We start from the raw sequence: 20,200 nt of genomic DNA on the forward strand, positions 1-20,200 counted from the left end.
AAAAAAAACGTGAGCGGTCACAGCCAGCCGGGATTTGCTGCACCCTAAGGTGCGGCGCAACGCCGGACACAAGGCGACCCACATGGCTGGACAGCACACATGCCATGCCACAGCTTTTCAGTCCGGCTTCGATGGCAGGTCGTGGGTCCTCTGGCCAAAGCGCCCACGGTGACGTCAGATCATTTCCATGAACAATCGCCGCTGTCGGCGCAATTCCGGCAATCGCTTCTGCATGAACAAGGGGCAGAGCGTCGCAAAACAGCACGATATCCGGTCCAAAATCGCTCAATCGCTGCCGCAGGCGACAGCCTGTTTCGGCGACCTCTTGAACGGTCTGGCAAGACACCAGACCCTCCAACCCGGTGTGCGCATATCGAACCGGAGCAGACGGGCGCTGATCTTTGCGCGTGACGACCAACACGTCATCACTTTTGGCGATTTCAGCAGCCATATCCTGCACCAACCGCTCGATGCCTCCAACCATCGGAGAGAAACAACTGGTTACCAATGCAACGCGCATGGGCTTCCCTCATCCGTGGCATTGTCCCGCGCACGCGTTATTCTGGTCCGATCCGGTTGCGGCAGATACCCAAACCGCCAGAAATCCTGTGCATACAGTCGGTTGACGTTGATCAAAGCTCTGCCTTCTATCGGCAAAGACATAACGCGATCATGGGTCACGTTGGCCCGACCCAAATTTGCAAACAACGGCGCCATTTCGATCAAAACGTCCAAACCGTCTTCTATGCGGTGCACGACGTCGGGGGGCGGAAGCGGTTGTCGCCCACTGGTCAACAGGGACACTTGCGGACGCAAATGCCCGTTGCCAACCACGCTTGGCAATAAGCCGAGGAAGTCCTTGAACGTCAGCGACTTCAGCGCTGCCAGCTTGCGGTCGTAGCTCCCAAAAGGCCAAAGACCCAGCCTGCGCAGGATCGCCCTCTGGCACCACTGGAAAGGGGCCTTTTCCCGTCCGTTCAAATCCTGAAAAAGCTTGTCGCGATAAAAGGAACGCAATCTGTCATACGGGTTGCGTGCCAGCACAACATGGCGCGGGGGTGTTGCGCGCCGCAAAAGACGCCGCGCCTCACGCTCGGCAATCTGGCAGAGGTCCGGGCTGGCAACGAGGGTCGAATACATGACCTTGTAAGAGGTTGAAATGACCAGGTCATTGGTTCGAGACAAAAACCTTGGCATTCGACTCTCCCCTCAGATTTCGCGGAAAGCGGTTTGGAAAGCTTGCTGAAGTGGCTCGGTCAGGTACTCAATTACCCGGCGTTCGCCCACGACGATATCCGCTTCGATTGCCATACCCGGAACCAGCCGTGCGCCCGATTCAATCAACCATTCAGGACTGTCATCAACTGCAAGGTTGATCGTGTAGCCTGACGACCTGTCGCTTTCCGCACGATCCGGCGACACGAATGTCACCCGTCCCGTCAGGATGCCATAGCGCACAAATGGCAACCCGTTGATGCGCAAGTTGGCGCGCTGGTCCGCGGCAACAAACGCGATGTTGTTCTCGGGCAATACGGCTTCGGCCACGATCGGCACGTCGGTCCGCACCAACTTACCCAACTGTTCTCCAGATTCGACGAAACTGTTCGGGGACATGTCCTTCAGCCAAAAGACTTCTCCGTCCGTGGGTGCAATGACACTGCACAACTGCCGTTGAGAATCCTGCTCTGCCTGGATTTGTTCCAGCGCTGTGTACCTTTGATCAAGTTCCGTCAGCCGAGAGACGATATCCGCCTGCATTTCTATCCAGGTCTCTCGGTGTTCCTGCCGGGTCCGGTGCCGTTCGATTTCCGTGTTTTCAATCTGCAATGCTCGGGTGACAAGGATGACCTCGGCATCCGCAACGGCATCCGTCGCATTCTCCAGTGCCACCTGTGCCGCAGAACCTCGTTCGGCCAACTCACTCAATCGCGCGCGTTCGCGGCGAAGCTGCGCAAGCATGCGTTCCGCCCTGTCTCGTTCCAGGCGGGCCATCTCTTCGGCAACTGCATATTTTCGATCATCAAGACGGGTTCGGGTCTGCATATCTTCGACCCTGTCGCGAAACCGTGCAACCTCATCGCGCAGCGAAGCTGTCAAGGCTTCGGAGCGCTGACTCAATCGGTCTTCGAGCGATTGCGCCTGAGAGGTTGGCAGCATAAGCGCAGCCTTGTCCAACTCCTTGCGCAGCTGCTGACCAATCTCGAGCCGTTCAAGTATGTTGAGTTCTGCAACACGCTCTTCGAATGCACAGTCATAGCGCAATAGTGGCGTGCCGCGTTTGACACGCGCACCGCTGCGCACAAGCACCTGTTCGACCTGACCGTCCCTTGGGCTGTCGACGAAGTATTGGATGTTGTCCGATGACAAGCGTCCATGGGCCGTCACGACGACTTCGACCTTGGTGAACAGCAGCGCTCCGGCGGCAAGACCGAACAGGCAGTACATCGCACGCGACACTGCAACTTGACGCGAGATATCCGAAGCGCTGAACACCGTTACACCACCGGTTCGGGCATGCGTGCGTCGATCCACAACTCGTGCAGATCAGCCAGCAAACGCACACAGCGATTAAAGGTCAGGCGCCGCGCATTGTACTTGGTGACATACAGTGTCGCGATGTCGTCGAGCGGAAAGCGATCCAGCCACGCAACGATCCGCTCGGGGCTTGCACCCGGACCGTCCACCGTCTGCGCCTCCATCGCCATGACAAGCAATTGCCGCGCCCGGTCGGTATGTTCAACGTTGCGTTCCGATAGCCGCGTCAACAGCTTGTCAGCCCAGACGTCAAAAACTGATGCCGTCATGCCGTCACTCCGCCGAAGTCGAGCGCATCAACACTGCCGCAGACCACCGGAGACAGTTCGGTATCCCTGATCTGTGATACAGCATCCTTGTAGTCGTTTTCTGGAAGCAAGCGGTTCCGTTCGGTGCGCAGATGACACGCTATGGAATAGCGAACGCCGCCACCCTCGTTGCCAGCGCTGCCATGAAGGACATCGGAATGGTGAAACGAAACGAACCCCGCAGGACCTGTTGCAATTGTTTCGCGCCATTCGACCCGGTTGTGGCTGAGGATCGACGACTTAAGCTCTTCCAGGGTGGCCTTGTGCGAGAACCCACTGCCGTTTAGCGCACCTTGGCGATGCGATCCCGAGACGTAGATCAATGGCGATGAGTCCGCCGCGATATCGACCAGCGGAATCCAGGCCGTTATGAAACTGCCGGTCAGGAAAGATGCATATTGCCCGTCCTGATGCCATCCAACATGGTTTGCACTGTCCGTCGCACCCGGTTTGCGCAAGGCGTGACAATACCAGACCTGAACCGTTTTCACCCCCAGAATCGAACGCACCGCATCGCAGAAGGTTGGCGCACGCAGCAACGAGTCAATCAACGGGCTGACAAGATGCGGGTGATCAATACGCGCTTGTCCAGCGTCGATCCCATCGGGATGATAGGGCACCAACCGCGCAGCGGTCCCGACAGGGAAATCTCGGTACAGCCGCTCCAGCTCATTGCGGGCATCTACGATCTCGGATGGCTGGAACACCTCGTGGACATTGATAAATCCGTCTCTCTCGAAGTCAGCCTGCGCAGTTTTTTCGATCATGTCTCTTCTCTCCATCAAAGCGGTAAGAACGCGAAGTCGATATCGTTTTGGGGGGCGCGCAACGCAGCTGTCTGCTGCGTGCCTTGGCGTGCCAAAACCCGGCGGCGCGCTATGTCCTCGGCATAGGTTCGGCGTGTTTCGGACCCAAGGCCAATGGTCGGACTGCTTGTCATCGCGGCCTCGTGGCGCCGGTAGAAAAACATCGGCTCGGCAAGATTGCGCACCGGCCCGTAGCGGATGGCGCGCATGAAAAAATCCTGATCGGCTGCGCAGCGGCGCGTGCCATCGTAGCCGCCCAACGCCTCGTAGACGCTACGCCGTGCCATTACAGTCGGATGCAGAATGGTGAACTTCTTGCCCAGCCGTTCTGCAAGATTGACGTTTCGCGGCATGTTTACGCGGCGCCCCAGAAAGCCTGTGGCGTTGATCTCGTAATAACTGCAACCCACAACACCCACACTCTGGTGGCGATCAAGATACGCCAATTGCCGCTCCAGGCGCTCAGGCGCGCTGACATCGTCCGCATCGTGTATGCTTACGAACTCGGTTTCGACCATAGCGAGGCATCGGTTGAGCAGCCGGTACGTTCCAACATTTCGATCACTGCGATACAGCCGCAAACGCGGATCACTGCGCCACGGCGCTATGGCGGCGTGCCAGTCATGTCCGGGGCTCGCATCATCCACCAGGATCAAGTGAAAGTCCGGGCAGGTCTGCCGTTCCAGCAGTGACCGCAATGCGTCCGCCAGATATTCACCAGACCCATAATGGGTCATTAAAACTGTTACACGCCCATCAGTCATTGGCACGCCTCAAGCAACACATCGCTGTTTGAGTCCGGCGCGCAATCACCCGCGACATAGCGTTGGAGCCGCGCAAGACGCTCGTCGCTCGCAGAATTTCCGGCAACAGGTGCATAAGTACGCGGCGCCACCAAGGCACCTGTCAGACGCAGGAACTCGTCCGGTTCAAGGTCGGCGACAGATTTACCAAAGAAAACATCAGCCGCATTCCTGAACCCGTACACGGCCTGCCCATCTCGTCGGCCAAGGTAGACCACATTCAGAAATGCCGTCAGTTGATCTTCTTTCGACACGTTTGGCGCCACGACGAAATGTGCAATCAGGCTCTGTTCGATCTTGGCAAAGCCGGTCTGAAAATCTTCAAAGAACAGCTTTTTGGTAATGGCTTGCGGAATGGATGTCAGGCCTGCACCTGGGGTGGCCATGTCGACCCCGGAATGCTCAAAGAACGCCGGGTCTTCGATCAAAATCAGGGCATCTTGCTGCCATTCCGTCAGGTCCCCCCACCGGAGCAGATCAACACTGTCCGCGCGATACGGCGCAAATGCCACATCCAGCCGATCATGTGCGACCCAAACACGCCAGCCCTGAAACGCAACCAAACCGGTCAAAGCCAAAAGCGCGAGCGTCAGAGTGGCGCGGCGCACAGGTTTTTTCATAGTGTGATTCCTTCAGAAAACCGGCGACTGGCATGTGAACTTCCGTTGCGTTTGTCGGAGAAATGCATTGCCACAGCCGCCGAAATCGCCTCGCTGTCGATGCCTGCATCCGCCTGCATTTCCTTGATCGGTCCATGGTCAATGAAACGATCGGGCAACGTAAGACTGCGCAGCACGGCCCCGTACCTGTCCAGGCTGTTCGCCTGTACCAGATGGGCAACTTGTGCACCGAACCCACCACGGGCGCCCTCTTCAACCGTCAAGACCAGCTGGTGGTGGCGCATAAGCTGCGCCACAAGGTCGACATCAATCGGCCGTGCAAACCGTGCGTCCGCCACGGTTGCCTCGATACCAAGCAGGGACAGCGCGTCGGCAGCGGCAAGACAGTTGGCAAGACATGTGCCGAGGCTCAAGATGGCCACATCCCCACCATTCCGGCAAAGCCGGCCTCGACCAATCGCAAGCGGTGCTGATCGCGTTTCGCTTACAGTTGTCGTGTCGCGCGGGTAACGCACAGCGCTCGGGCCATCATCCATCGCGGACGCGGTCACGACCATGCGTCGCAGTTCGTCACCATCCGACGGCGCCATAACCGTGAAACCGGGCAACGCGCACAGGTAAACCAGATCGAACGCGCCGGCATGTGTCGGACCATCCGCGCCCACCAAACCGGCACGATCAATCGCAAAGCGCACCGGCAGCGACTGCAGCGCTACATCGTGAACAATCTGGTCATACCCCCGCTGCAGGAATGTCGAATAGATTGCGCAAAACGGTTTCATACCACCAGCAGCCAACCCTGCCGCGAACGTGACAGCATGCTGTTCCGCAATCCCGGTGTCAAAAAAACGATCCGGATAGGCGTCGGCAAAACGGTCCAGGCCGGTTCCGCCGGGCATGGCCGCAGTGATTGCACAAATGTGCGGATCAGTGGCAGCAAGGTCGACAAGCGTATTGCGAAACACTTCGGTATAGGGCTGCCGGTGCATTTTGGCACATTGGGGCACTGCTGCCACGGTCCGGGGACGAGACGGCTGCGGCTTGCAGGCGTGACCGCAATCTGGGTCGCTTGCGGTCGCGTGGCCCTTTCCTTTTTCGGTCACCACATGCACAAGAACGGGTCCCGGTGAGGCATCGTCGCGTATTTCGCTGAATGACCGATGCAGATCGCCAATGTCGTGCCCGTCAACAGGCCCAACCGAGCGGAACCCCAGTTCCTCGAACAACGGCGCGACCTCGCCTGCGCGGACCCGTTTGAGATGTCCGGCCAACGCACCGGTTGTTGGGGCAATCGACATACCATTGTCGTTCAGCACGACGATTAACCGGGCGCCAAGATCTCCAGTGTGATTCAAGGCTTCCAGTGCCATACCACCGCCAAGTGCCCCGTCGCCAATCACACAGACGACATCGCCGATTGGCTTTTCAGAACCTTTATCTTCCAAAAGGTCCCGCGCCATCGCAAACCCAAGGCCAGCCGAAATGGAGGTTGCGGCATGGGCTGCTCCGAATGGGTCAAAAGGGCTTTCCGCCCGTTTCGTAAAGCCGGACAGTCCGCCCTTCTGCCGCAGTGTCGGCATCCGGTCCCGTCGCCCGGTCAGCATTTTGTGGGGATAGACCTGATGACCAACATCCCAGATCAACTTGTCTCGCGGAGTATCGAAAACCGCATGCAGAACAACGGTCAGTTCAACGACGCCAAGCCCGGAGCCAAGATGCCCACCAACGCGCTCGACAACCGCGATGGTTTCAGCGCGCAACTCTTCCGCGACACGCGACAGATCTTCTTCATCCAATTCTCGAAGACCGCTTGGAAGTTCAATCATATCCAGCATGCCAGAGACGCTCAGGTCTTCCATGTCACTCCTCCCAATTCACCAAATTTCTGTTTGTCTTCCGTTCCCGCACCCCAGCGGATCATTCGGATCGGGCGCCTGATCAGCGCGCGCAACGCCAGTTCCATGCCAATGGATACGAACCACGTGAAATACAGAAGCTTGAGCCACCAGCGCAGCGTCCGGGCCAGATACGTACCCTCTGACAACCGCTTGCCGACAGGCCAGAACCCGAAAAACAAAAGGTCCCGACAATAAAACTGCCCTTTGTCCCAGCTGTAGCTGCACAAGAACTGGTAGTGATTAAGAAGCATCCTGCGAATGCGCCGAATGATGTCGCCACGCTCACCACCAACCACGTGATGAACACGGGCGCGCGGATCTAGCTGCAGACGGGCCAGCGGATTGGGCGCAGCCGGATCAAGCAATTCAAAACAGATGAACCCGTCATCACTGCTAAGATCGGGCGGAAACCCATCTGCAATCACGCACATCGTAACAATCATGCAGCATGCATGCGGGTACTGTGTCGCCGGGGCTGTGTGGCTCTTGGCCCAATGGAGGAGCCGCGACCCACGGTCATCGGCCGGATTGCCAATCTTTGTGGCCCCAATCGCAACTGGCGCATCCATCTGCCCATAGCGATCAACAAGTGCGGCCAGACAGCCCGGCTCCATGTCAACATCGTCATCAAGCAAAATCGCCGCTTCCGGCAGGGTGCCCTGCGCATGTTCGATCATGGCGTTCAGAGATTGAACTTTGCCCGGCCCGCGCATCACTGCCGAATGCAAGTCGACGGACGCACCAGTCTCGGTCAACAGCTTGGCAAACCGGTCAACAAGGCGGCGGCGCGCCGCCTCGGCCCCGGACCTCGTTTCATTCGCCAGATACTGAACAATGACGTAAAGCGAGACGTCAAAACCGAGGCGCTGCAGTTCAGTCACCTCTGCTCCGACATTTGCCGCGATACGGTCGCAGGTCGATGCATCCAACCGCCTGCCAAGCGTCGGCAAAAACACGGCAAAACCGCCAGTAACCGCCTCTGCACCGGTCGCATAATGTGCGCTGTTCCAGACCACGGCCTCAGCGGGCGGCGGCGTACATCGGAACCCCCGCGCCAGACTGCGCTGCATCCAGTTCAATGGCACAGCGGTTGCGGTCATCCGACCGTCTCTTCCAGCTGTCCCTTGGCCAGCATCGTCCGGAACCTATGGAAGGTTTCGGTGATCGGTTGGTAGAAATTCAGCTCAGGCGGTGTCGCCGCTATCCCCTCTTCGAAGCGGCGATAGTACTCTTCCATGAGCTCGACCACATCATCGGGGTCGATACGGCCCGCCGCCATTAGTGCAAACAGGTTTGAATGCGCCTCGGTTGGCTTGTTCCGACCCGTGTAGTCGTTCACCACCGTGAACATGACACCAAGGCCCCGCAACGCCGGACGCACATTTTCGAACAAGTCCAAACGCCCATCCACGGCCAGGGCAAAATGCGCATAGAACGCGATGATATCGCCCGCCTTGGCATTGGTCGAACGCTCCCACGCCGCCAGATCAACAATGTCCGTAACAGGTTCCTTGGTCACGTGCCGCCACAGCGGCATCCATCGGTCGCTGTAATCCAGAAAGAATTTCTGCAGAACATCATGCGACGCCATCATCTCGTAGGCGCGCCCGCAAAGTTCCGTCCCCACCATCAGTTCGCGATTGGCATAGGGCGTATCCGCATCGATGATATCATCGAGGATCTTGATACCAAGGCAATGCAGGCAACTCGCCGTGCCAAGCTGCAGACGCAGTTTCGGGTCTCGCAACCAAGCTGCCGCTGGATAGAGTTTGCGCGTCGTGCCGCGGCGCTTTCCGACATAGGTGACCAGCTCCTGCGACACACCCATTCTCTCCATCACGTCATTGGCCTCGTACATCATCAGGTCCAGCGCGCTGCGGCTTTCGGTATCAAAAAGATGGATGGCGTTTTCGATGTCAGTTGATGTCTGTTTCATCCCAGAACTCCGTTCAGGCGACGCGCGGGAAATCGCGCTTGAGTGGTAGGTTAAAGACGGTGAATTCAGAGCCGTCCCAATGGTAAAGAAGGAAATTCGGCGGCTCGAGAATAAGAGAGAAGTTGCGCCTGTCCTCTGCCGCAGAGGTCCAGAAATCGCTGAAATTCGGATCAACCTGCACCACTGTGCTTGACCCTGAACTGACAAGGGCACCCGCCCAAATCCGCTGGAACACACGGTGGACGTGGCCGCAGGGTATGAGCTTTACCTGCGGATGGCGCGCGATTGTGGCGTGAAGCGGTCTTGCCCAGGTCACCGTGGGGTCCTGACAATAGGCGGACACCGGAATCTGGCACTGGAACGGTGGGTGGTGCAGCACCACAACCGTCGGCATATCGGGCTCTTCCGACAGAACGGTGTCCAACTCTTCGGACATTGCTTCCGTCCAATTGGGCAGCTCCCCCTCACCAAGCGTGTTGATGCAAACAAAACGATGCGTTCCGACGGTTTCTGCACGCAGCACGGGACGGGTGTCATTTCCCATCATCACATGCTCGGGGAACACCTTGGCGAAGGTCTCGTAATCATCATGCCCGCCCGGCACGACGAACACCGGGATGTCCGACAAATCAGTCGCCGCGCGCGCCGCACGCATCGCCGACAGCGACCCGTCATGGGTCAAATCCCCCGTCACAACCAGAGCATCTGGCGAGAATTCGGGGCCGGTAACGGTGCGCACCGCATCCGCTGCCAATGCTCTTGAATCAAGTTTTCCTCCAAGAAGCGCGCCGTCCGGCATGCAATGAAAGTCGGTCAGGTGGGCAATCAGCATGCGGGTATCCTTTGCTTTGCAAGCGGTTCATCGAAATCCGGGAAATCGGCCAACAGGCGGTCCCACTCCATCCGGAACCAGGGCGTGAACTGCTCGGGGGCCCGCGACATCCACTCCGCAAGCTCCTGACGCGGCATCCAAGCGACGTCCTCGACCTCTTCTGCCACCAGCACTGGCGTGTCATCGGACCGGGCAATCAAAACGTGGCAAAGCTCATGCTCGGATCCGACCGATCCAAAACGGGCGTGGTATTCGAAACTGTACAGACGACGGCTGCGCGCGCGCAGACCAAGCTCTTCACCGAGCCGACGAAAGGCCGCATCTTCAATCTGCTCACCCGGCGCAGGATGGCTGCAGCATGCATTGGACCAATATCCGGGCCACAGCATCTTTTGCGCCGCGCGCTTTTGAACAAGGTGCCGCCCCTGACTGTCCACGAGATGTACGGAAAAGGCGCGATGCAGTTTTCCGTCGCCCAGATGCGCCGCGCGTTTGCCAAAGGTCCCGATCTCGACATCGTTCTCATCGACCAAAATTACGTTCTCCGTCACGTCATACTCTCCTGCAGTTTCAAACCAGTCCGACCTGCACCCGGTTGCTGGGCGCCAGATCAGACACGATATGCCCGCCATCGAGCCGCAAAACGCGCGTCCCAAGTTCAGCGAGGTCTTCCCGATGCGTGATAATCAGCAACGCCTGATGCGGCTTGCGGCCATCGATGATCGCCTTGAGGGTCCTGATCTCCAAATTGCGGTCCAGACCGGTGGTCGCCTCATCAAGGATCATCAGCCCACTCTGGGCCGCGAGCATCCGCGCAAGGCAAAGCCGTTGCCGCTCTCCACCCGAAAGCTCGATACCATGCGCACCAATGCTGGTGTCATATCCATCCGGAAGGCGTTCAATGAATGCTTCCGCACCCGCGCAACGCGCCGCCGACTGGATCGCCGCCTGGCTGATCCCGGAATCAAATGCCGTGATGTTCTCGGAAATTGTCCCTGTCAGCAGAACGGGTTCCTGTAGGGCACAGGCAACAAAACGCTTCCGGACACTCTCGTCGATTTCGTCCAACGTCTGGCCCATAATCTCGATGCGGCCAGCATTGGGTTCCAGCAATCCGGTCAACAACCGCACGAGCGTGCTCTTGCCACTGCCCGATGGCCCCAGAACAAAGACAACTTCACCTTGTTCGATCCGAAGCGAGAATTTCTCCAGGATGGGCGGACGACCATCATATCGGAATTCGACATCCGTCAACGCAAGGGCCGGGGACGTGCCGGGCTCGCACTCCAGCATGCGCGCCGATGCCGGACGGGTGCGCCGCGCAAGGATGTTTGACCAGCGTTCGGTGTATTCTGAAATGCGCTGGTAGTGCTCCCAGGCATTCGGCAAACGCGACAATGGCTCGAACAGGCGGGACGCAAACATCTGAAACGCAATGAGTTCGCCAAGCGACATGGTTTCTTGCATCACGGCTGACGCGCCAATGAAGATCACAACCGTTTCGACAGCACGCGAAACCATCTTCGATGCACCTGCCGCTGCCATTGTTGCACGCGACGCGTCCATACCCTGCCGCAGGGCCTGTTCCGAACTTTCCCGCAATCCGTCTGCCGCACGACGAGATAGCCCAAAGGCACGCAGCGTCTCGATCGCCTGGACCTTGCTTTGCAGGTCACTGACGAACTTGTCGTATTCCTTGAGAGACGCGCGCACCACCGGCTTAACGAATGGTCGAAAGGCCGCGTAGATAAGGAAGTGGATCGCGAACCCAACCAGTACGGCCGCAAAAAGCGTCCCATTCACCACGAAAAGAGCCACCGCGAATAAGGTCGATGAAAAGACCATGTTCACCAGGAAGGTGATCAGTTCCTTGAGGTGGTTTCGATACAAATTCAGGGAAATGACCTGGGCACAGATTTGGCGCCCGGACTCGCCCAATAAGTCGGAGTTCGGCAATAGGAACGTCGTGTCTACAAGCGCGTCACCGTAGGATGCCGCCATCTCGGCAGCCTTGAATGCCACGATCTGACCACGCAGCATCGTAATGATGGCTTCGAATATCCCTGCAATCACCAGCACCATGACGATGACGGACAACGTGGAAAACGCCTTGTGGGGAATGACACGATCAACAGTCGCACCAAGCGCCAGGGGAAACGCAAAGCTGACCAACGTTCCAATCATGGAAATCGCGATCAGCGTGCTTAACCCGTGGCGGGTCAGTTTTCCTGGTGCGGCCATCGATGTCACTCAAACCGTCATGGGCTGGGCCATTTCGGGCACGAAACGCGTTGCCTCGATCTTTCTACGGGTCGCACGGATCGCTCCTTCAACACGCTCCGACGCCGCCGTCAGACGGTCTGAAAGCCGCTTGTACCCGGCCTGCTCCGACTGATCCCGCAAATCCAACAGACGCTCACGCGCCGCAGCGATCAGTTCTGATTGAAAATCCTCCGCTTGGATGGCCGTGCCACAGGCGGAAACATCGCGGGCGGCAATGGCACGGGCCAGCCGCGCGTGCCGCCCTTGCAAGAGAGCGATCGGTCGGGTCGTGTTTGCGCCCGCTTCGATGTCCACCTCGATATCAAAAATGTCGTCAAGCTGTGCACACCAATCGCCAAACTTCCCGGCCAAACGGACCAGATCGTTGCACCGTTCCGGCGATAGCCTGTCACATGTCATCGCGTGGGCAATGGTTTCGTGGAACGCGCCGATGCGGCGTTCACCCGCTTGCGCCATGCGCTTCAGGCGGGCCAGGGTCTGCGGTTCCGGCTGCGGTTTGCCCTCGTTCACGAAACCGGGAATGAGAGGATACACTTCACGCAGAAAGACATCTTCCTGCCGGCCAAAGAACCATTGCGGGCGGCGCAGCGCCTCGAAGATCAGCAGGTAAACCAGCATCATGTGACCGGGAGACATCCGTTCGTCCCCGTCCAGGAAATCATCCGTAACGGATGTCGTGAGGCTGATGAACAACGGCCCCGACGCCCGATCAATCACCGACCCAATGTCCTCTTCATTCAGGTCCAGAGCCTGTTCGACCAGCCAAATCGCAGGATAGCCCATGCACTTGCCCGCGATGTAATGCAGGCAATCCTCCAGCTCGGTTTCCGGCAATTGCGGCACACCACGCAGTATGACCTTGCAATGGTTGCGCACGGCTGCGCGCGTCTTTCCCGCGTCCAGCACTCTTTCCAATACATCGGATACGTAGACAACGGTCATGGTTGGGCAATCTCCTGTAGAGGTTTGAAAGGCATTTGAGAGATCAGTCGCGACACCCGCGGACCAGTCCGGAACGCGCCAAGCACGTCGCGAATGAAACCGGGCACTTCCGCCTTCGCCGTCGTGACAAGCGTGTCGTCACCGTTCACCAAGCGCTCTGTCGCCGTCACCAACGCCGGCATGTCACGGAAAAATCCACCAAGACCTGTGTCGGCAACCAGCTCGCCCACCCAGGTTTCCATCGGCAGCCCGGAATCCATAGCCAGAACCGGGATACCGCGCGCCAACGCCTCGAACACCGTCGATGGCGCGGACTTGCAAATAAAGGCCCTGCGCTCCAGCTGGGCAAGATCATCAAGCCGGGACAGATATTCATCTACGGGCAATGCGCCATCGATGCGCCACGCAAGCCCTCTGGACCGCGCAAACCGAACAATAAGGTCAAGCAAACGGTCATTGCCGCTGCAAATGATCTGCAACTCAAGCCCGCGACCTGCATCTGCCAAACGTTCGATCAGCGGCCAATACTCGTCCCCACCACGATTGATGAACAAACCCAGGTTAAGAGGCACCTGCATCCCGAACGATGGGGCAGAGATCATCGGACCCATCACACTGACCCTGTCCGGATCCAACTCCGGCAGCGCCGCCAGCAGACGCCGCGCACCCGCCTCTGTCTGAACAATCTGCAGATCAGGCGCGGCACTCACATGCACCGGCAGGGTCAAAAGCCCATCATTGGTGACATAATTCACCACCTGCGGACCTCGCACACGCGCCGGACCAAGCGCGTCGCACACAAGGCGTGAAATCAGCCCCTTCGTTCCAATGACAACGTCCGGGGCACCGGCACTGATCCGGTCCCGCACCTTTCCGAAACCCAACTCGTCGCTGGACAGTTTCCCGCTTTCAACTGAACTGTGAACCTCAGCAATCAGAGCGTCATATTGAGCCCGCCGTGTTTGTGGGCTGTCGGCCGACTGCGAAAGCCCGCGTATCCGCTGTCCGATTTCTGCGAAATAGGGGCAGAAGTCCTCGAAACTCTCATGCTCGATTTCGTCAAACAGCCCGGACTGATCCAGGGCCGATTGCAACCGTTTCGCCGACAAACGATTTCCCAGCTCACCCCAGCTACGGGACGAAAAGATCAATACGCGCGACCGACGCGCTGTACCTGCATCAAGCGACATGACGTATCCCCCATGTGTCCTGCCAAAGCTGCAGGCAAAACAACGACCAGATCTGTTTCGACAAATCGGCTTCGCCCCGCATGTGCCGTGACAGCAAGCTCGACACGGCCTCGGGCCGGAACAGGCCACCCCGTTGCACGGTGGCAGGGCTCAGCGTGTCACAAATCCGCTCGCGCAAGCTCGAGCGCAAAAGCCGACCCATCGGCAGCCGGAAGCCGCGTTTCTTGCGTTTCAACAACTTTGGATCGAGATGCGCCTCGGCAATGCGCCGCAGAATCTGCTTGCCCTTGCCGCGCTTCAGCAAATGCTCAAGCGGCAATGCAAAGGCGAATTCAACCACGTCCTGATCCAGGTAGGGCGAGCGAAACTCGATCCCGTTAATCATACTGCCCCGGTCCAACTTGGGCAGAATCCGCGATTGCAGGAAATCGCCAAGCATCACGCGGCGCAGTGCTTCGGGCCCGTCGCCACCAGGCTGATCAGCCTGTGCAAATGCGATGTCAGGCAGCAGAATGTTCGACAGCTCAACCGGGTCAAACGCAGACGCGGCTGCGCGAAATTTCAGGCCATCCGGCACCCCCAGCGCACGCACCAGCATCTGCGCAACATGTCCGGGGCCCATGTCACGCCCGGACCGTCCAAACGGCAAAGCCCTAAGCAACCGCCGCGACAACTGCCCCGATGGGTCGAATTTCTCGACCGACCTCAGGGTGCCCAAGGCGCGATACATCGCATAACCCATGAACAGGTCGTCGGCGCCATCGCCCGTCAAAAACGCCTTTACATGACCCTGCGCCTGACCGGTGATCGCGGCAATGGCTAGGTACGAAGGATCAGCAATCGGTTCGTCCAAAGGCGCAAGAAAACGATCAATGCCCGCATTGAGATCTTCGCTCCCGAGATGCACGGGAACATGGGACAATCCGAGCTGCCGCGCGGTCAGTGCAGCATGCTCAAGATCACCGCTGTCGTCGTTGTCGAACGTCGCCGTGTAACACGTGATTTGATGATCACGCGCCTGTTCCTGCACGGCCAGAGCCGCGATTAGGCTCGAGTCGAGCCCGCCACTTAACAGAATGGCCTTTCGGTTGTCCTGAAACCGAAGACGCTGCGACACCGACCGGCGCAACAACGTTTCCAGGTGCGCTGCACTGCCGTCCAAACACCCACGCTCGGTCACGGGTGCCTTGTCCGAAGCAGGCTGCCAGTACCGCGCTCGGGTCAGACCATTGTCGGAAATGACCACCACCTCGCCGGGTGAAACCTTGTCTATGTCGCGCGCCAACGCGCAGTTGGCAGGCACAGCATTCAGCAAGAAGTAATCACGCAGCGCATCGACATTCAGGGATCCGCGCGTTTGCGCCGCCTGAAGCGGGCCAGCTTCGGACGCGAAATGGACCCCAGACTGGTCATGAGTGAAGTAGAGCGGCTTTTTTCCAATGTAGTCGCGCGCAAGGATCAAGGCACCACGTGATTGGTCCACGATGGCCAGCGCAAACATGCCCCGCAACAGCCGGAGCGCGCCCTCACCATCGCGCCGCCACAGCGCTGCGATCAATTCGCATTCGGATGTTGTTTTCAGAACCCCGCCCGCAGAACACCATGCATCACGCAGCACGTGGTAGTTGTAGATCTCTCCGTTGAACACAACGACAATATTGCCATCGTCACTTTGGTACGGTTGGGCAGCGCTGGCATCGTCGTGAAATGACAACAACGCGTGCCCCAGAACAAAATTCTTGCCCTTCAGCACCCGCTGCCCTTCCGGACCACGATGTGCGAGACGCCCAAGCTCGCGTTCGCACCAATCCGGATCGGTTTGATCCAGTGCGTTCGTCGCCCAGTGTCCGATGATCCCACACATCTACTGCGATCCCCCTAGGATGCCACCACAAGCCGGTCGGCAAGGACGTAGGCATCGACAGTGCCGGACGGGAAATCGTCGAAAACATCGCTTTCGGTCAGGCAAATGGGCCGACCGCCAGAGTTCAGCGACGTGTTGATCAGCGCCGGCGATCCCGACAACGGCTCGAACTCACCAAGCACCGCGTGCACAAAGGGGTTCTGGCTTTGGGAAACGGTCTGAATGCGCGCCGTGTTGTCGACATGCGCCGCCGCACCAAAGCCAAGTCCCGTGACATCGAAATTAAACAGCATCGCCGGGGACTCCGGCCGACCGGGTAGAATACGGGCAAACGTCTCTTCCCGCATGATCGGGGCAAGCGGACGGAAACTTTCGCGCCCCTTCAGACGCTCACTCACCCGTTCCTTGACCCCTGGCACATTCGGGTCGGCCAGTATCGACCGATTGCCAAGGGCCCGCGGCCCGATTTCGGACTGGCCCTGCGCAACTGCAATCACCTTGCCCTCGGCCAACATGCGGCCCACCCGCTGCGGGGACGCGTCCACAGAGGACATCCCGCGTTGCGCAAGAAATCGCGCCGCTGTCTCAGGCGTCACCGGATCGCCAAGCGCGCACAGGGCAAACGCACCGGGTTGCACCCCGTCGACAAACATCTGTGCATACAAGGCCGCACCCAGTGCCTGCCCCGCATCGTTGCAGGCTGACGGTACGAACAGCGGCACGCTCAGCGCATTGCGCAACGCCGAATTGGCCACAATGTTCAGGGCGCAACCACCGGACAGGGCCACGGCCTGCGCATTGTGTTCACCCACCGCCTCGGTGACGCGCCCGATGATCGCACTGACGAACAAATCCTGAAGGCTCGCCACAAGGCGGCACTTGCCATCGAAATCAAGTGAACCGCCAAGCTCACCCAGCAACCGGTCCGCCTGTTGCGTCTGGTCGGGTTCGGACAAATCGGCAATGCAGGGGTCAACATCGCGCAAAGCCGCACTTTCGCGGGCACCAGGCCCCTGAAAACCACCAAGCGCCATTGCTTTCCCGGCAACGCCCGGATGACGCCCCAAGCCAACAAGGTACCCGACCGAACTCCACCCGAAGCCTGTGCCAAACCACGGCATCAGGTTCCAATCCACAAGCTGCAAACGCCCGTCCGCATAGAAGTACAAAGCGTTGCGCGAGAAGACCCCCCTGCCCTCGTTCACAAGGATCAATGTGCGATCACGCCACCCCGCCTCGTGCAGGCCCAGAACAGCATGGGACACTTCATGTGAGACGATTGTGCAGGGAATATCCCGCCCGAACATGGAACTGACCGTGTTGTAGTGAAGCTTTCGCTCCGAAATCAGCGCACGCTCAGCCAGGTCCGGTTGTGGAACATCAAGGATGTTCCTGCGAAAATGACTGCTTGATGCAATGCGCCCAATCCGGTTCGGATCAAAGGACGGATGCGCGCGCACGGCCTTGAGAGCAGCATCGACGCGGGTTTCATAGCGCACACGCGTCAGCCGCTCCGTCTCCATTGTGAAGACAAGCTCGCCCTCATCCCACAGGCAAACGCCTGTATCATGGCCAAGCGAATGTAGTCCCAAAGTGAGCATTGCGATACTCCTTGCGGTCTAGTTGAGGTGGCGGATCATCAAATGTCTCGAACGAAGTTGCTGTTTGCTTTCAGCAGGATGGCAAGCCCAGACGCGACACTCCGGAAGGTCTTTGGATTGACCAGATGGCGCATAAGAAGAGGCGTTTTGCGCATGCGCAGATAGAATTTCTTGTAGGCAAGTTGCGACCGGGCCTCGGCACCGGCGACAAGCGGATCAATCCGGTCTACCGGCTCACCGCGAATGTAGCGTTGCCAGTACTCGCCATCGATCTTGCCCTCTTCAACCGCCTCGCGGTGCAGCTGCGTGCCGGGCAATGGGGTCGCCGTGTAAAAGCTCGCGTAATCGATGGGCAAACTGCATGCCATATCGAGGGTCTTGAGGTACTGTTCTTCGCTCTCGCCCAACCAGCCGACAATAAAGTAGGCAAATGTCTGAATACCCGCTGCCTTGGTCGCGACAATCGCATCCCGTATCTCGTCCAGGTCGGCGCGCTTCCGCATGCGCCGCAGGATGTCCTCGTCTCCTGACTCGACACCAAACCGCAGGCGGATGCATCCGGCGGATGCCATGGCTTCCAGCATCTTGGGATCAACCAGATCAACCCGCGTGGGGGCCTCCCATCGGACCTTGAGACCGGTTTTGCGGATCAAGTCACAAATCTCGTAGACGCGTTTCTTCTTCATCGTAAACACGTCGTCGTAGAACATGATCTCGCGCACGCCATGGTCCTGGACAAGCTTCGTCATCTCGCCCACCACATCCTCGGCCGAGCGGTACATGGATTTCTTGTCGACGGCCTGCTTGAAACAGAAACTGCATTGGAACGGGCACCCACGACTGGAGATCATGGTCGCAAAGGGGCTTTTGGCCATAATCGAATGGAACAGGCGCAAATCGGTGGACTTGCGCGAAGGCCACCCCATCGCTTCAAGGTTCAGCATGGGGGCCGCCATGTTGCTAAAGCCCCGGCCAACCAGCCCACGGATTTGGTCAATGGGCTCATCGGCCTCAAGCGCGTCGGCAAGCTCGGTCATGATCGAAACGCCCTCACCGACACCCACATAGTCGATGCAATCATGCCAAAGGTTCTCTGCCGCGAAGACCTCGGTGTGCGGTCCCCCCAAAATCACCTTGGCCCCAATGGATTTTGCAATCTTGGCGGCCTCGATCGCGCCGGGAACGCCGGGCGTGGTTGTTGTAATGCCCACCAAAGCAGGGTTCAGGTGCGACAGTCGGGCATGCAGTTCTTCCGATGTCAGGCCTTCCGCCTGCGCGTCAACGGTGGTGCATTCATGGCCTGCACGCTCCAGCGCAGCTTCGATGTAGCAAAGGCCGAGATGGGGCAAAACGCCCGCCCGTCGCTGCATGAATTTCACCTGTCGTGAGTTCAGGCATTCGTCAAAGTTTCGGATCAGGGCAACCTTCATGAAGACCTTCCTAGTGTTCAGGGTTACAGGGCGCGCGCAGCGGTGATGGCATGATTGGCGAGATCGACGCCCAGCGTTGGCGAAAGCTCGGCGGGATTGACGAGCGGCTCGGGGCGCAGCTCGTCAATCACCTCTTGCGACACTTCGAAAAGGCCCGCCACGGTCGCAAGGCCATCGTATCTGTGCACCGCACCAAGCCGCTCAAACCGGCAGCCTGCGCGCCGCAGAATGCGCTCTAGATACAGATCATAGACCGACACGATATTGATCAGCCCCGTGTCCAAAGCGTGCGTGAACAGACCGGTCAACAGCTCGCGGGTCACATGGTTGATGCCGTCAAGGCCATAGTTCCGCACTGCTTCCGTATCGACACAGAACCGCGAACTTTCATGGATCAACGGATCCCGGACAGGGCCTGATGGCGCACCAACTTCTGGAAACACGTCTCGCAACATGTTTGGGCCGGTTGTCGGCAGCAACCGCAACGAAGCAAGAAGTCGGCCCTGATCGGTGACACAAATATACAGAGGGTCCAAGTCGTCAAACCGGTCCTTCTCTGCGTTGTCGACGACGGTCAGGCTCCAATTGCGTCGATGTTTGAACTGCCGTGCTCGCAGCGCGAACATCTGTTTAGCCAGTGGGATATGTGCGGAAATTTGGGAGGCTCTAAAGGCTTCAATCATTGAAACGTCCTGCTGGCTTACGGGCTACCAACAAGCATTAGAAAGTCTCTTTTGGGGGTCGCCTCGTAAAATTACGAGGTTTATGCGACAGACAATCCAATCAAACCACGGGCACAGACTCAGGCCACAGGTGGCATTTCGTATCAACAAGGAAAAGAAGAACCCGCAGTCTTTGCGCCTTCGAATTGCCTATTTAAACTTGCCGGACAAAGCGTCAAGAAAGTTCTATTAATCTGTGGCCTTAGCTCTGCCTCAACGAGGTCCGGTTCGACATAGGACATGCGCATTGATCGACCGGTGCCACCAAGGTTGAACCGTCACGTTGGACACGCTCAAACCTTGAAACCAACGCACGCCAAAGGGAACGAACCAAGCGGAAATGCGGGTTATGAAAGTCAAAATGACTATGAAAAATTGTGCGGAATTCGCAGTCAACCCTGCCCAGAACACCATCAATCAGGCTTCAAAA

At 58.3% G+C, this 20,200-nt stretch carries 19 protein-coding genes; all 19 read right to left on the reverse strand.

Annotation, left to right across the window (positions count from 1 at the left end; genetic code table 11):
* A partial coding sequence (locus IE087_RS19705; protein ID WP_189371112.1) for a glycosyltransferase occupies window positions 1–520 on the reverse strand: 520 nt, incomplete at its 3' end.
* Window positions 502–1,197: a sulfotransferase family 2 domain-containing protein gene (locus tag IE087_RS19710; RefSeq protein ID WP_189371113.1), complete on the reverse strand. Its 696-nt coding sequence runs from the start codon at window positions 1,195–1,197 to the stop codon at window positions 502–504. The genes IE087_RS19710 and IE087_RS19705, both read right to left, overlap by 19 nt.
* 12 nt (window positions 1,198–1,209) lie before the next feature.
* Complete coding sequence (locus tag IE087_RS19715; protein WP_189371114.1) at window positions 1,210–2,532, reverse strand: beta-barrel domain-containing protein; 1,323 nt, start codon at window positions 2,530–2,532, stop codon at window positions 1,210–1,212.
* Complete coding sequence (locus IE087_RS19720; protein ID WP_189371115.1) at window positions 2,496–2,804, reverse strand: hypothetical protein; 309 nt, start codon at window positions 2,802–2,804, stop codon at window positions 2,496–2,498. Before IE087_RS19720 ends, IE087_RS19715 begins: the two co-directional genes overlap by 37 nt.
* Window positions 2,801–3,610: a phytanoyl-CoA dioxygenase family protein gene (locus IE087_RS19725; protein ID WP_189371116.1), complete on the reverse strand. Its 810-nt coding sequence runs from the start codon at window positions 3,608–3,610 to the stop codon at window positions 2,801–2,803. The genes IE087_RS19720 and IE087_RS19725 overlap by 4 nt, the downstream gene beginning before the upstream one ends.
* Window positions 3,611–3,624: 14 nt before the next feature.
* Window positions 3,625–4,413 (reverse strand): glycosyltransferase family 2 protein, encoded by a 789-nt coding sequence (locus IE087_RS19730; RefSeq protein ID WP_229801478.1) that lies wholly within the window; start codon window positions 4,411–4,413, stop codon window positions 3,625–3,627.
* Window positions 4,410–5,072 carry a transglycosylase domain-containing protein gene (locus IE087_RS19735; RefSeq protein ID WP_189371118.1) on the reverse strand — a complete coding sequence of 221 codons (663 nt, stop codon included), beginning with the start codon at window positions 5,070–5,072 and terminating at the stop codon, window positions 4,410–4,412. The genes IE087_RS19730 and IE087_RS19735 overlap by 4 nt, the downstream gene beginning before the upstream one ends.
* Window positions 5,069–6,931, reverse strand: coding sequence for a 1-deoxy-D-xylulose-5-phosphate synthase (locus tag IE087_RS19740; protein WP_189371119.1), 1,863 nt, complete (start codon window positions 6,929–6,931; stop codon window positions 5,069–5,071). Before IE087_RS19740 ends, IE087_RS19735 begins: the two co-directional genes overlap by 4 nt.
* Complete coding sequence (locus IE087_RS19745) at window positions 6,919–8,070, reverse strand: glycosyltransferase family protein (RefSeq protein ID WP_189371120.1); 1,152 nt, start codon at window positions 8,068–8,070, stop codon at window positions 6,919–6,921. Before IE087_RS19745 ends, IE087_RS19740 begins: the two co-directional genes overlap by 13 nt.
* Window positions 8,067–8,906, reverse strand: coding sequence for a hypothetical protein (locus IE087_RS19750; protein ID WP_189371121.1), 840 nt, complete (start codon window positions 8,904–8,906; stop codon window positions 8,067–8,069). The genes IE087_RS19745 and IE087_RS19750 overlap by 4 nt, the downstream gene beginning before the upstream one ends.
* Window positions 8,907–8,919: 13 nt before the next feature.
* Window positions 8,920–9,738: a metallophosphoesterase gene (locus IE087_RS19755; RefSeq protein WP_189371122.1), complete on the reverse strand. Its 819-nt coding sequence runs from the start codon at window positions 9,736–9,738 to the stop codon at window positions 8,920–8,922.
* On the reverse strand, window positions 9,732–10,289 hold the full coding sequence (gene idi / locus IE087_RS19760) for an isopentenyl-diphosphate Delta-isomerase (RefSeq protein ID WP_189371123.1): 558 nt from the start codon (window positions 10,287–10,289) through the stop codon (window positions 9,732–9,734). Before idi ends, IE087_RS19755 begins: the two co-directional genes overlap by 7 nt.
* A 19-nt stretch (window positions 10,290–10,308) precedes the next feature.
* A complete protein-coding gene (locus tag IE087_RS19765) occupies window positions 10,309–11,979 on the reverse strand; it encodes a peptidase domain-containing ABC transporter (RefSeq protein ID WP_189371124.1) in 1,671 nt (556 codons plus the stop codon).
* Between the two features lie 9 nt (window positions 11,980–11,988).
* A complete protein-coding gene (locus IE087_RS19770; RefSeq protein WP_189371125.1) occupies window positions 11,989–12,963 on the reverse strand; it encodes a hypothetical protein in 975 nt (324 codons plus the stop codon).
* A complete protein-coding gene (locus tag IE087_RS19775; RefSeq protein WP_189371126.1) occupies window positions 12,960–14,153 on the reverse strand; it encodes a glycosyltransferase family protein in 1,194 nt (397 codons plus the stop codon). The genes IE087_RS19770 and IE087_RS19775 overlap by 4 nt, the downstream gene beginning before the upstream one ends.
* The gene (asnB, locus tag IE087_RS19780; protein WP_189371127.1) at window positions 14,143–16,017 is read right to left on the reverse strand and encodes an asparagine synthase (glutamine-hydrolyzing); all 1,875 of its coding nucleotides are present in this window, start codon (window positions 16,015–16,017) and stop codon (window positions 14,143–14,145) included. Before asnB ends, IE087_RS19775 begins: the two co-directional genes overlap by 11 nt.
* 14 nt (window positions 16,018–16,031) lie before the next feature.
* Window positions 16,032–17,618 (reverse strand): carbamoyltransferase C-terminal domain-containing protein, encoded by a 1,587-nt coding sequence (locus IE087_RS19785; protein ID WP_189371128.1) that lies wholly within the window; start codon window positions 17,616–17,618, stop codon window positions 16,032–16,034.
* Window positions 17,619–17,656: 38 nt separating this feature from the next.
* Window positions 17,657–19,048, reverse strand: a complete 1,392-nt coding sequence (locus IE087_RS19790) for a B12-binding domain-containing radical SAM protein (RefSeq protein WP_189371129.1) — start codon at window positions 19,046–19,048, stop codon at window positions 17,657–17,659.
* Window positions 19,049–19,071: 23 nt separating this feature from the next.
* Window positions 19,072–19,674: an acyl-homoserine-lactone synthase gene (locus tag IE087_RS19795; protein ID WP_229801479.1), complete on the reverse strand. Its 603-nt coding sequence runs from the start codon at window positions 19,672–19,674 to the stop codon at window positions 19,072–19,074.
* Window positions 19,675–20,200: the final 526 nt, after the last annotated feature.

The organism is Tateyamaria omphalii, assembly GCF_014651375.1.
In the GTDB taxonomy this organism is placed as follows: Bacteria; Pseudomonadota; Alphaproteobacteria; order Rhodobacterales; family Rhodobacteraceae; genus Tateyamaria; species Tateyamaria omphalii.

Excerpts from the sequence above, each read along its gene's own strand:
- IE087_RS19710 (WP_189371113.1), bottom strand. The coding sequence starts at position 1,197 with ATGCCAAGGTTTTTGTCTCGAACCAATGACCTGGTCATTTCAACCTCT.
- IE087_RS19720 (WP_189371115.1), bottom strand. The coding sequence starts at position 2,804 with ATGACGGCATCAGTTTTTGACGTCTGGGCTGACAAGCTGTTGACGCGG.
- IE087_RS19725 (WP_189371116.1), bottom strand. The coding sequence starts at position 3,610 with ATGATCGAAAAAACTGCGCAGGCTGACTTCGAGAGAGACGGATTTATC.
- IE087_RS19730 (WP_229801478.1), bottom strand. The coding sequence starts at position 4,413 with ATGACTGATGGGCGTGTAACAGTTTTAATGACCCATTATGGGTCTGGT.
- IE087_RS19735 (WP_189371118.1), bottom strand. The coding sequence starts at position 5,072 with ATGAAAAAACCTGTGCGCCGCGCCACTCTGACGCTCGCGCTTTTGGCT.
- IE087_RS19740 (WP_189371119.1), bottom strand. The coding sequence starts at position 6,931 with ATGGAAGACCTGAGCGTCTCTGGCATGCTGGATATGATTGAACTTCCA.
- IE087_RS19745 (WP_189371120.1), bottom strand. The coding sequence starts at position 8,070 with ATGACCGCAACCGCTGTGCCATTGAACTGGATGCAGCGCAGTCTGGCG.
- IE087_RS19750 (WP_189371121.1), bottom strand. The coding sequence starts at position 8,906 with ATGAAACAGACATCAACTGACATCGAAAACGCCATCCATCTTTTTGAT.
- IE087_RS19755 (WP_189371122.1), bottom strand. The coding sequence starts at position 9,738 with ATGCTGATTGCCCACCTGACCGACTTTCATTGCATGCCGGACGGCGCG.
- IE087_RS19765 (WP_189371124.1), bottom strand. The coding sequence starts at position 11,979 with ATGGCCGCACCAGGAAAACTGACCCGCCACGGGTTAAGCACGCTGATC.
- IE087_RS19770 (WP_189371125.1), bottom strand. The coding sequence starts at position 12,963 with ATGACCGTTGTCTACGTATCCGATGTATTGGAAAGAGTGCTGGACGCG.
- IE087_RS19775 (WP_189371126.1), bottom strand. The coding sequence starts at position 14,153 with ATGTCGCTTGATGCAGGTACAGCGCGTCGGTCGCGCGTATTGATCTTT.
- asnB (WP_189371127.1), bottom strand. The coding sequence starts at position 16,017 with ATGTGTGGGATCATCGGACACTGGGCGACGAACGCACTGGATCAAACC.
- IE087_RS19785 (WP_189371128.1), bottom strand. The coding sequence starts at position 17,618 with ATGCTCACTTTGGGACTACATTCGCTTGGCCATGATACAGGCGTTTGC.
- IE087_RS19790 (WP_189371129.1), bottom strand. The coding sequence starts at position 19,048 with ATGAAGGTTGCCCTGATCCGAAACTTTGACGAATGCCTGAACTCACGA.
- IE087_RS19795 (WP_229801479.1), bottom strand. The coding sequence starts at position 19,674 with ATGTTCGCGCTGCGAGCACGGCAGTTCAAACATCGACGCAATTGGAGC.